This window comes from Methylibium sp. (assembly GCF_031393925.1).
GTDB lineage: Bacteria > Pseudomonadota > Gammaproteobacteria > Burkholderiales > Burkholderiaceae_C > Methylibium.
Genome location: NZ_JANMWL010000079.1, coordinates 1 through 10854 on the forward strand (window position 1 = coordinate 1; position 10854 = coordinate 10854).

The window sequence follows — 10854 nt, forward strand, 5'->3', positions numbered from 1 at the left end:
TGCGTCAACGCGCGCGGTGCGCGACAAGCCATGCGGCACAATCTCGGCGCTTCACGAAGCGCCTTGAACCACCGCACCATGGACCTCGTCTTCCCGCACACCTTCGTTCCGTGGTTTCGCTCGGTGGCGCCCTACATCCACGCCTACCGCGGCAAGACCTTCGTGGTGGCGATGGCCGGCGAAGGCATCGCGGCGGGCAAGCTCAACGCCTTCGTGCAGGACCTCTCGATCCTGCACGCCATGGGCATCAAGCTGGTGCTGGTGCATGGCTTTCGGCCGCAGGTGTCCGAGCAACTGCGCGCCAAGGGCCACCCCGAGCGCTTCAGCCACGGCATGCGCATCACCGACGCGGCCGCGCTCGACAGCGCGCAAGAGGCCGCCGGCCAGTTGCGCTTCGAGATCGAGGCGGCGTTCTCGCAGGGCCTGCCCAACACGCCGATGGCCAATGCCACCGTGCGCGTGGTGTCGGGCAACTTCCTGACCGCGCGGCCGGTGGGCATCGTCGACGGCGTGGACTTCCAGCAAAGCGGCCGGGTCCGCAAGGTCGACGCCGCGGCCATCCGCAAGGCCATCGACATCGGCGCGGTCGTGCTGCTTTCGCCGTTCGGCTTCTCGCCCACGGGCGAGGCCTTCAACCTGACGATGGAAGACGTGGCGACCTGCACCGCGATCGCGCTTCAGGCCGACAAGCTGCTGTTCCTCACCGAGGTGCCCGGCATCCACGAGGTGCAGGGCGACCCCGAAAGCGCCATCGACACCGAGCTGGCGCTCGCCGACGCCAAGCGCATGCTTGCTGCGCTGCCCAGCCCGACGCGCCCGCGCGACACCGCCTTCTACCTGCAGCACTGCGTCAGGGCCTGCGAAGGCGGTGTGGAGCGCTCGCACATCCTGTCCTTCGCGGTCGACGGCGCGTTGCTCACCGAGGTCTACACGCACGACGGCATCGGCACCATGGTGGTCGATGAAAAACTCGAAAGCCTGCGCGAGGCGGGCGCCGACGACATCGGCGGCATCCTGCAACTCATCGAGCCCTTCGAGCGCGATGGCACGCTCGTCAAGCGCGACCGCACCGAGATCGAGCGCGACATCGGCCACTACACCGTGATCGAGCACGATGGCGTGATCTTCGGCTGCGCCGCGCTCTACCCCTACCCCGAGGCGCAGACCGGCGAGATGGCAGCGCTGACGGTCAGCCACAACGTGCAAGGCCAGGGGGACGGCGAGCGCATCCTTAAACGCATCGAACAGCGCGCTCGCACGAGCGGCCTGGCGAGCATCTTCGTGCTCACCACGCGCACCATGCACTGGTTCATCAAGCGCGGCTTCGTCGTCGCCGATGCCGACTGGCTGCCCGAGGCGCGCAAGCGCAAGTACAACTGGGACCGGCGCTCGCACGTGCTGGTCAAGCATCTGAAGTGATTGGAGCAACGAGCATGTCCCGCACCGTGAATTGCGTTCTGCTGAAGACCGAGGCGCCCGGCCTCGACTTCCTGCCCTACCCCGGCGACCTGGGCAAGCGCATCTACGACAACGTCAGCAAGGAGGCCTGGGCCAAGTGGCTTAAACACCAGACCATGCTGGTCAACGAGAACCGCCTCAACCTGGCCGACGCCCGCGCGCGCCAATACTTGGCGCGGCAGATGGAAAACTACTTCTTCGGCGCTGGCGCCGACCAGCCGGCCGGCTACGTACCGCCCGCCCCCTAAAGTGCGCGGAACTACAAACGAGAATAATTCTCGTTTGCGGCATACTGGCTGCCTGTCAACACCAGGAGCCTCAATGCCCGCCCCCGTATTTTTGCGTCGCGTCGCCTTGGCGGCCGCGGTGCTTGCCACCAGCCTTGCCGCGTCGGCGCAGGAACAGGTCCTCAACCTGTACTCCGCCCGCCACTACCAGACCGACGAGGCGCTGTACGCCGACTTCACGAAGGCCAGCGGCATCAGGATCAAACGTGTCGACGCCGACGATGCCGGCCTCTTGGCGCGGCTGCGCAGCGAAGGCGCGTCGAGCCCGGCCGACGTGATCCTGCTGGTCGACGCCGCCCGACTGCTGCGCGCCGAGGCCGATGGCCTGTTCCAGCCGGTCAAGTCGGCCACCCTTGCGTCGCGCATTCCTGCGCAATTGCGTGGCCGCGACGACGGTGGCGGCTCGCAGTGGTTCGGCTTCTCGACGCGCGCCCGCGTCGTGGTCTACAACCAGCAGACCGTCAAGCGCGAGGACGCCGACACCTACGAGAAACTCGCCGACCCCAGGAACAAGGGCAAGGTCTGCACGCGCTCGGGCTCGCACCCCTACAACCTGTCGCTGTTCGGTTCCATGCTCGAGCATCGGGGTCCGGCGCAGACCGAAACCTGGCTCAAAGGCGTGGTGGCCAACATGGCGCGCGAACCCAAGGGTGGCGACACCGACCAGATCAAGGCGGTCGCCAGCGGCGAATGCGGTATAGCCCTCACCAATACCTATTATTTGGCGCGCCTGATGCGCTCCGAGAAACCGGAGGACCGCTCGGTGGTCGAGAAGATCGGCATGATCTTCCCCAACCAGCAGAGCTGGGGTACGCACGTCAATATCGCGGGTGGTGCGGTGGCCCGCCACGCCAGCAACAGCGGCGCTGCGGTCCAGTTCCTGGAGTACCTTGCCAGCGACGCTGCTCAAGCCTATTTTGCCAACGGCAATAACGAGTATCCGGTCGTGGCCGGCATCAAACTGGCCAACCCGGCGCTAGACGCGTTGGGATCGTTCAAGGCCGATCTGATTCCGATGGCCAGCGTTGGTCTCGGTTCGGTGCGGGTGCAGCAGATTCTCGACCGCGTTGGCTACAAGTGACGCGTCACGCCGAGCACGATAAATCTCGATCATGCTTGGGCTCTTTGAAAGCGGCTTATATACTCGTCGCTCCAATGTCGCTTCAGGAGTAAACGTCGCCATGGTCACGATTCAGGAACTGCTAGCTCAGCAAGCCGCCCTCGCAAAGCAGGCGTCCGCGCTGGCCGAGCAGATCGAGAATGCCCGCCGCAGCGAGCGCGCCGCGGTGCTCAACCAGATCAAAGCACTCATGACCGAACATGGTGTGTCGCTGGCCGAATTAAGCGGCAACAACAAGGCCGGCCGCGGTGCGCGCGCTGCGAAATCATCGCCCACGGGTCGCAAGGTGGCCGCAAAATTCCGCGATGGCGCAACTGGCAACACTTGGAGCGGCCGCGGTCTACAACCCAACTGGCTCAAGGCTGCACTCCAGACCGGGCGCCAACTCCAAGACTTCGCGGTCTGAGCAGGCCCGAGTCGTCGCACCCGGCGCCGCTATATCGGCGGCGCCGCGGTGTACCCAGCCGGCGAATATGCCTCGCGCTCACGATCAATCGTGAGCGCATTGCCCTGCACCGCCCCGCCGAGGACGGTCACCGGGCACCGCCTGTAGACCACAAAATCCCCGGAAGAAAAGCCGGGAAAGCGTCGCGGTACCGCAAGCCCTTGCCGCGCTGCGCACTGCGCGTTTGCGTTGAATTCTCTGGCCGCTAGCACCTAGCGCGGTGCGGTGGACGCCAGGCGCCGCTGCGCCGCGAGGTATTCCTGGCGCAGCCGCCCGATCAACACGCGCGCCGGCACGACCTCTTTGATTGCGGCAATCCCCTGCCCGCAGCCCCAGATATCTTTCCAGGCCTTCGCGCTATCACCGCCAAAGTTCATCTGGGTCGGGTCACTGTGCGGCAGCGCATCGGGGTCGAGCCCGGCATCGCGGATCGAGCCCTTGAGGTAATTGCCATGTACGCCCGTGAACAGGTTGCTGTAGACGATGTCGTCCGAGCTGCCGGCGACGATCGCCTGCTTGTAGCCCTCGATCGCACGCGCTTCCACGGTGGCGATGAAGGCCGAGCCGATGTAGGCAAAATCGGCGCCCATCGCCCGCGCCGCCAGCACCGCCCCGCCGTGCGCGATGGCGCCGCTCAGCGCCACCGGGCCATCGAACCACTGGCGAATCTCCTGCACCAGCGCAAACGGGCTTTTCACGCCCGCATGGCCACCGGCTCCGGCGGCGACGGCGATCAGCCCGTCTGCGCCCTTCTCGATCGCCTTCCTGGCAAATTTGTCGTTGATCACGTCGTGCAGCACCACACCGCCCCAGGCATGCGCCGCGTCGTTCACGTCGGTGCGCGCACCCAGCGAGGTGATGACGATGGGCACCTTGTACTTGGCGCACACCTGCATGTCGTGCTCGAGCCGGTCATTGCTCTTGTGCACGATCTGGTTGATGGCGAACGGCGCTGCCTTCGCTTCGGGGTGCGCGCGGTCATGCGCGGCCAACGCCTCGGTGATCTCGGCCAGCCATTCGTCGAGCTGCGCCGCCGGCCTGGCATTGAGCGAGGGCATGGCGCCGATCACGCCAGCCTTGCACTGCTCGATCACGAGCTTGGGGTTGCTGATGATGAAGAGGGGCGCACCGATGATGGGCAGCGACAGGTTCTGCAAGACGACGGGCAAGCTCATGGAAAATTCTTGTAATGCTCCCTCTCCCCGCAGACGGGGCGAGGGAGAAAGCCAATTCAAAAAGCTTCGATCGCGAGCGCGTTGACCGACTCACCGCCTTCGACGATGCTGTCGCACAGGCCCGGCACGCGGCTGAGGATGTGCTCGGCGTAGAACCGCGCCGTCGCCACCTTGGCCGCCATGAAGGCGGCGTCCTCGCCGGCCGCGAGCCGGTCTTCAGCCACCATCAGCGCACGCGCCAGTTGCCAGCCGGCCATCAGGTTGCCGGCCAGCATGAGGTAGGGCACCGAGCCGGCGAACACCGCATTGGGGCTGGCTTTGGTTTGCCCCGCAACGAAGTCCACCACCCGCTCGAAAGCTTCGCGCGCCGCCTTCAGCCGCTTGTGCATGGCGCGTGCCGCAACGCTGGATCGGTCGGACAACTGCGCCTCGGTCGCGGCGACCTGCCGTGCGATTGCCTTGGCCGTGGTGCCACCGTCACGCGTGGTCTTGCGGCCGACCAGATCATTGGCCTGGATGGCGGTCGTGCCTTCGTAGATGGTCAGGATGCGGGCGTCGCGGTAGTACTGCGCCGCGCCGGTTTCCTCGATGAAGCCCATGCCGCCATGCACCTGCACGCCCAGCGAGGTGACTTCCAGGCTCATTTCTGTGCTGTAGCCCTTGATCAGCGGCACCATGAATTCGTAGAAGGCCTGGTTCTGCTTGCGCACCGCGGCGTCGGGGTGGGCATGTGCGGCGTCGTAGGCCGACGCCGCGGTGATCGCCATGGCACGGCAGCCTTCGGTGAGCGCACGCATGGTCATGAGCATGCGCTTCACGTCGGGGTGGTGGATGATGGCCGCGCTGCCGGCCACCGACCCATCGACCGGGCGGCTCTGCACGCGGTCCTTCGCATACGCGACCGCCTTCTGGTAGGCGCGCTCGGCAATGGCGATGCCCTGCACGCCGACTGCGTAGCGGGCCGCGTTCATCATGATGAACATGTACTCGAGGCCCCGGTTCTCGTGGCCGATCACCCAGCCCACCGCACCGGGTCCGGTGCCGTTTACGTTCTTCGACGCCGTGCCGTCACCGTATTGCAGCACCGCGGTCGGGCTGGCCTTGATGCCCAGCTTGTGTTCGATGCTCACGCACTGCACATCGTTGCGCTCGCCGAGCGAGCCGTCGGCATTGATCAGGAACTTGGGCACGATGAAGAGCGAGATGCCCTTCACGCCCTCGGGCGCACCCACCACGCGGCCGAGCACCAGGTGGACGATGTTCTCGGCCAGGTCGTGCTCGCCGTAGGTGATGAAGATCTTGGTGCCGAACAGCTTGTAGCTGCCATCTGCCTGGGGTTCGGCGCGCGTGCGCACCATCGCGAGGTCGCTGCCGGCCTGCGACTCGGTCAGGTTCATGGTGCCGGTCCATTCACCCGAAATCATCCTGGGCAAGTAGGTGTGCTGCTGCTCCGGGGTGCCGGCGGTGAGCAGCGCCTCGATGGCGCCATCGGTCAGCAGGGGGCAAAGCGCGAAGCTCAGGTTGGCGCTGTTGATCATCTCGATGCAGGCCGCGCCGATGGTCTTGGGCAAACCCTGACCCCCGTGGTCGACAGGATGCTGCAGACCCTGCCAGCCACCGTCGACAAACTGCCGGAAAGCATCCTTGAAGCCCGGCGTGGTGGTGACCTTGCCGTCCTTGAACACGCTGGGGTTCTTGTCGCCTTCCCAGTTGAGCGGCGCCATCACGCCCTCGGCGAGCTTGGCGCATTCCTCGAGCACCGCCTGCGCGGTGTCGAGGCCGGCTTCTTCAAAGCCCGGCAGCCGGGCCACCTCGTCGAGACCGGCGAGTTCCTTCATGCAAAACAGCATGTCTTTGACGGGGGCTTGGTAGCTCATCGCTTTTCCTATTCAAGAAACAATCGGCTCCGGCCGAGCTTTTGGTATTGAAGGGCGAACGGAACATTTTCTGCGCCCACCTCGGTGACACGCTGCGTCAAGGCTCAAAGCAGCCGGACCAGCTCCGGCACCGCTTCAAACAGGTCCGCCTCCAGGCCGTAGTCGGCCACGCTGAAGATCGGCGCCTCGGCGTCCTTGTTGATCGCGACGATCACCTTGGAGTCCTTCATGCCGGCCAAGTGCTGGATCGCCCCCGAGATGCCGCAGGCGATGTAGAGGCTGGGGGCCACGATCTTGCCGGTCTGGCCGACCTGCCAGTCATTGGGCGCATAGCCGGCATCGACCGCGGCGCGGCTGGCGCCGAGCGCCGCGCCGAGCTTGTCGGCCAGCGGCGTGAGCACTTCGTTGAACTTGTCGCTCGAGCCCATCGCGCGGCCGCCGGAGACGATGATCTTGGCCGCCGTGAGCTCGGGCCGGTCGCTCTTGGTGACCTCGCGGCCGACGAAGGCGCTGCTGCCACTGTCGGCCACCGGGGCGACGCTTTGCACCACCGCACTGCCGCCTGACCCGGCCGCATCGAAGCCGGTGGTGCGCACGGTGATGACCAGCACCTTGTCCCGGCTCTGCACCATGGCGATGGCGTTGCCGGCGTAGATCGGGCGCTCGAAGGTGTCGGCACTGTCGACCTTGGTGATGTCGCTGATCTGCCCCACGTCGAGCATGGCGGCCACGCGCGGCGCGACGTTCTTGCCGTGCGCCGTGGCGGGAAACAGGATGTGGCTGTAGTTGTCGGCGATCGCCAGCACCTGCGCCGTCACGTTCTCGGCCAGCTGCTCGGCGAGCTGCGGCGCATCGGCATGCAGCACCTTGGCCACGCCAGCAATCTGCGCGGCCTGCTGCGCCGCGTCGCCGGCGTTGTGGCCGGCCACCAGCACATGCACCTCGCCTGCGGTGAGCCTGGCGATCTCGGCGGCGGCGGTCACGGTGTTGCGCGTGGCGCCCTTGAGCACGGCGTGCTCGTGTTCGGCAATGACGAGAACGCTCATGTCAGATCACCTTCGCTTCGTTCTTGAGTTTGTCGACCAAGGTGGCCACGTCAGGCACCTTGATGCCGGCGCCGCGCTTGGGCGGCTCGCTCACCTCGAGCGTCTTGATGCGCGGCGCCACGTCCACGCCCAGGTCGACGGGCTTGATGACCTCCATCGTCTTTTTCTTGGCCTTCATGATGTTGGGCAAGGTCACGTAGCGCGGCTCGTTCAGACGCAGGTCGGTCGTGACCACCGCCGGCAACTTGATCTTGATCGTCTCCAGGCCGCCGTCGACCTCGCGCGTCACGGTCGCAAAACCATCCGCGACCACGACCTTGCTCGCAAAGGTGGCCTGCGGCCAGCCGGCCAGTGCTGCGAGCATCTGGCCGGTCTGGTTGCAGTCGTCGTCGATCGCCTGCTTGCCCAGGATCACGAGCTGCGGCTGTTCCTTGTCGATCAGCGCCTTGAGCAGCTTGGCCACCGCCAGTGGCTGCAGCTCCTCAGACGTTTCCACCAGGATGGCGCGGTCGGCGCCGATGGCCATGGCCGTGCGCAAGGTTTCCTGGCATTGCGTGACCCCGCATGAAACGGCGATCACCTCCGTGAGCACGCCCTTCTCCTTGAGCCGCACCGCCTCTTCGACGGCGATCTCGTCGAACGGATTCATGCTCATCTTGACGTTGGCGATGTCCACGCCCGTGCCGTCGCTCTTGACGCGCACCTTGACGTTGTAATCGACCACGCGCTTGACCGCGACCAGTGCCTTCATGCGAGCGTCTCCAGATGGGAAGTCAACAACCGAACGCGCATTCTAAGAAGCGCGGCCTGACTTCACTCGTGCGCCTGCCGTAACGATCGCTCTGCCCTAGCGGGCGGCCAGCTTGCGAGTCGCAAGCTCACTCCTGCAGCAGCTTGGCGAACAGCTCGAGCGCCTTCTCGATGTCATAGGGCTTGCGCAGGAAAGCGTCGTAGTCGACGAAGCGCTCGCGCACCGCCCACTCGGCCAGCGCGCTGTTGAGCACGATGCGGATATGGCGCGTCTTAAGGTCTGCACGCAGCGCCCTGCCCATCAGCTCGCCGTTCATGATCGGCATCATGTAATCGAGCAACACCAGGTCGGGGTGGACCTCGGCAACCCGCTCCAGGCCGTCACGCCCATTGGCGGCACAGAAGACCTGGTAGCCCTCGTCCTTGAGGATGAGGGCCAGCACTTCGGCATTGGCGAGTTCGTCGTCGACGACGAGGATGGTCTTCACGCGCGACTCACTCTTGCTTTGATGGGCCATCCGTGGTGGACGGCTGCGCCTGGGCGGCGGCCTGATCCACTCTATGCGCCGATGGAATCACATCGCCGTCCGAAGAGAAGAGGCCGGCAATCCGCATTCCCGCGCTGCCAATCTCGAGCGCATGCACGCCCGGGCTGTAGTCGGTACTGCGCATCTTGGTCACCGTGAGCAAGCGCCTCACGCGGCCGTTATCCTCGGCGAAGCGCAGGAACAGCAGGTTGTCGACGAAGCCCGACACGCCATAAGACAGCGCCACCGAGGTCCCGATCGCGTCGCGCGTCTCGATCGTCATGAGCACCGTGGCGCCCAGGCGCCGCAATTCGTTGACGAGACACGAGAAGAAGCGGTTCACGCGTTCCGGATAGGTCGCCGCCTCGAAGAAGCCCGACAAGCCGTCGATCACCACCCGCTTGTAGCCGCCCTCGCGCACTTCGGTGAGCAACTGGTGGCCGAGTTCGTCGATCACATGCTCGCCCTGCGCGCGCCACATCAGCCGCAGGGCACCCGCCGACTCGAGCGCATCGAGTCCGAGGCCGAAGCCGCGAGCCTTGGCCAGCAGCCGCGAGGGCGACTCGAAGAAGCTCAGCAGCAACCCGCGCTCCGCGGCCGACGAGCGCGACAGGAAGTGCAGCGCCAGCGAGGTCTTGCCGGTACCGCTGGAGCCGATCACCACGCTTGCGCTGGCCTCCGGAAAGCCGCCGATCGCCAGCAGCGCGTCGAGCGAGGGCACGCCGCTCGACAGCGCCACGCCCTCGGACTGCGCCGTCGGCGGTTGCAGGAACACCGATTCGAGCCTCGGGAACACCTCGATGCCGGCGTCGCTGATGCGAAACGCATGCTTGCCGCGCAGCGAGCCCGAACCGCGGAACTTGCGCAGCTGCAACGAGCGCTCGGCACGCGCCTCGAACAGCCGGTCGTCCAGCTCGATCAGGCCGTCGACCATCGTGTGTTCGGCGCTGACGCGCTGCCCGTTGCCGCTAGTGAGCAGAAACACGGTGCAGCCGTGGAATACAGCGCTGGTCTGGATCTCGTGGATGAACTTTTTCAGCTCGCGGTCGGTGGTGGCCGCCTCGGCCGCCGCCACCAGCCCGTCGAGCACCAGCACGCTCACGCGGCGCGCGCGCATCTCGCGGCGCAGCAGGTCCATCAGGCCCTTCAGGCCATCGGTCTCGAGATCGCGAAACGCGCTGATGTAGGAAAGGCGCTCGGGAATGTGCGACTCGTCGAAGAACGCGAGCGGCCGAATGTGCTGCAGCATGCGCGCATGCGACTCGGCCAGCAAGGTCACATAGACGGCACGCCCGCCGTCCTTCACATGCCCGTAGCAGAGCTGGTTGGCAAAGATGGTCTTGCCGCTGCCGGGCATGCCGAGCACGATGTACACGCCCGATCGGAAAAATCCGCCGCCGAGCACCTCATCAAGGCCGGGAATGCCGCTGGACAGACGGTCGAGCGGCAGCGACGCCTCTGGGTCATGTTTCATGGAGTGGTCTCGCGGTCGTCGTGCGGCAAGGGGAAGTTCACCGTGAACACGCAGCCCTGGCCTGGTCGGCTCTGCAGCGCGATGTCGCCGCCGAGTGCTGCGGCCAGTTTACGCACGATCCACAGGCCCAAACCGGTGCCGCTGCCGCGCGGCGTGTGCGCCGCGACGCCGAACTTACCGAACACGCGCTCCTGGTCCTCGGCCGCGATGCCATGGCCGTCGTCAAGCACCTCGATCTGCACCGCGTCGGAGGCGCGGCGCAGCGCGAGGCGCACGCGGCTGCAGCCCGAATGCTTGATGGCGTTGAGCACCAGGTTCTCGACCAGTTGTTCGATCACCAGCGGATCGGAATGCACCATGCAGCTTGCCGGCAGATCGGGCTCGAGCCGCACCTGGCGAAACTCGGCGTTTGCCGTTTGCGAGGCGAGCACCGCGTGCAGCACAGCGCTCAGATCGACGGCCTGAAGCCGCAGCGGATAGGCTCCGCTGCGCAGCCGCACGAGCTGCAGCATGACGGTCAGGCGCTCGAGGTAGCCGACCAGCGTGGCCTGCGCCTTGCCCACGCGCGCCGCGATTTCGGGTTGACCCTGGGTTTCTGCAATCCGCTGCGCCAGCGCCAGTTGCATCGACATCGCGTGCAGGGGGTTGCGCAACTCGTGCTCGACCAACGCCAGCACGTCGTTCTGTTCATCCAG

At 65.9% G+C, this 10854-nt stretch carries 11 protein-coding genes; 4 read left to right on the forward strand and 7 right to left on the reverse strand.

Annotation, left to right across the window (positions count from 1 at the left end; genetic code table 11):
• Positions 1-78 precede the first annotated feature (78 nt).
• From argA to RMO12_RS05105, 4 genes are all read left to right on the forward strand, one after another.
• Positions 79-1419 carry an amino-acid N-acetyltransferase gene (argA, locus tag RMO12_RS05090; RefSeq protein ID WP_309638449.1) on the forward strand — a complete coding sequence of 447 codons (1341 nt, stop codon included), beginning with the start codon at positions 79-81 and terminating at the stop codon, positions 1417-1419.
• Positions 1420-1433: 14 nt separating this feature from the next.
• Complete coding sequence (locus RMO12_RS05095; RefSeq protein WP_309626908.1) at positions 1434-1706, forward strand: oxidative damage protection protein; 273 nt, start codon at positions 1434-1436, stop codon at positions 1704-1706.
• A gap of 73 nt (positions 1707-1779) precedes the next feature.
• Positions 1780-2826: an extracellular solute-binding protein gene (locus RMO12_RS05100; RefSeq protein ID WP_309638450.1), complete on the forward strand. Its 1047-nt coding sequence runs from the start codon at positions 1780-1782 to the stop codon at positions 2824-2826.
• Between the two features lie 100 nt (positions 2827-2926).
• Entirely contained in the window at positions 2927-3271 is a 345-nt protein-coding gene (locus tag RMO12_RS05105; RefSeq protein ID WP_309638451.1) for an H-NS histone family protein, read from the forward strand.
• 251 nt (positions 3272-3522) lie between these two features.
• Here the strand turns inward: RMO12_RS05105 and RMO12_RS05110 are convergent, their stop codons facing one another.
• The 7 genes from RMO12_RS05110 to RMO12_RS05140 form a co-directional block, all read right to left on the reverse strand.
• The gene (locus RMO12_RS05110) at positions 3523-4485 is read right to left on the reverse strand and encodes a nitronate monooxygenase family protein (RefSeq protein ID WP_309626910.1); all 963 of its coding nucleotides are present in this window, start codon (positions 4483-4485) and stop codon (positions 3523-3525) included.
• A 56-nt stretch (positions 4486-4541) separates the two neighbouring features.
• Positions 4542-6362 (reverse strand): acyl-CoA dehydrogenase, encoded by a 1821-nt coding sequence (locus tag RMO12_RS05115; RefSeq protein ID WP_309638452.1) that lies wholly within the window; start codon positions 6360-6362, stop codon positions 4542-4544.
• Between the two features lie 104 nt (positions 6363-6466).
• Positions 6467-7408 (reverse strand): electron transfer flavoprotein subunit alpha/FixB family protein, encoded by a 942-nt coding sequence (locus RMO12_RS05120; RefSeq protein ID WP_309638453.1) that lies wholly within the window; start codon positions 7406-7408, stop codon positions 6467-6469.
• 1 nt (position 7409) lies between these two features.
• Entirely contained in the window at positions 7410-8159 is a 750-nt protein-coding gene (locus tag RMO12_RS05125; protein ID WP_309638454.1) for an electron transfer flavoprotein subunit beta/FixA family protein, read from the reverse strand.
• A gap of 127 nt (positions 8160-8286) precedes the next feature.
• Complete coding sequence (locus tag RMO12_RS05130) at positions 8287-8646, reverse strand: response regulator (protein ID WP_309638455.1); 360 nt, start codon at positions 8644-8646, stop codon at positions 8287-8289.
• A 7-nt stretch (positions 8647-8653) separates the two neighbouring features.
• Complete coding sequence (locus RMO12_RS05135) at positions 8654-10159, reverse strand: ATPase domain-containing protein (protein WP_309638456.1); 1506 nt, start codon at positions 10157-10159, stop codon at positions 8654-8656.
• Positions 10156-10854 (reverse strand): HAMP domain-containing sensor histidine kinase (locus RMO12_RS05140; RefSeq protein WP_309638457.1); only part of this gene is annotated, 699 nt, incomplete at its 5' end. The genes RMO12_RS05135 and RMO12_RS05140, both read right to left, overlap by 4 nt.

Coding starts and splice junctions, on each gene's coding strand:
- RMO12_RS05105 (WP_309638451.1), top strand. CDS start 2,927: ATGGTCACGATTCAGGAACTGCTAGCTCAGCAAGCCGCCCTCGCAAAG.
- RMO12_RS05120 (WP_309638453.1), bottom strand. CDS start 7,408: ATGAGCGTTCTCGTCATTGCCGAACACGAGCACGCCGTGCTCAAGGGC.
- RMO12_RS05100 (WP_309638450.1), top strand. CDS start 1,780: ATGCCCGCCCCCGTATTTTTGCGTCGCGTCGCCTTGGCGGCCGCGGTG.
- RMO12_RS05135 (WP_309638456.1), bottom strand. CDS start 10,159: ATGAAACATGACCCAGAGGCGTCGCTGCCGCTCGACCGTCTGTCCAGC.
- RMO12_RS05095 (WP_309626908.1), top strand. CDS start 1,434: ATGTCCCGCACCGTGAATTGCGTTCTGCTGAAGACCGAGGCGCCCGGC.
- RMO12_RS05110 (WP_309626910.1), bottom strand. CDS start 4,485: ATGAGCTTGCCCGTCGTCTTGCAGAACCTGTCGCTGCCCATCATCGGT.
- argA (WP_309638449.1), top strand. CDS start 79: ATGGACCTCGTCTTCCCGCACACCTTCGTTCCGTGGTTTCGCTCGGTG.
- RMO12_RS05115 (WP_309638452.1), bottom strand. CDS start 6,362: ATGAGCTACCAAGCCCCCGTCAAAGACATGCTGTTTTGCATGAAGGAA.
- RMO12_RS05125 (WP_309638454.1), bottom strand. CDS start 8,159: ATGAAGGCACTGGTCGCGGTCAAGCGCGTGGTCGATTACAACGTCAAG.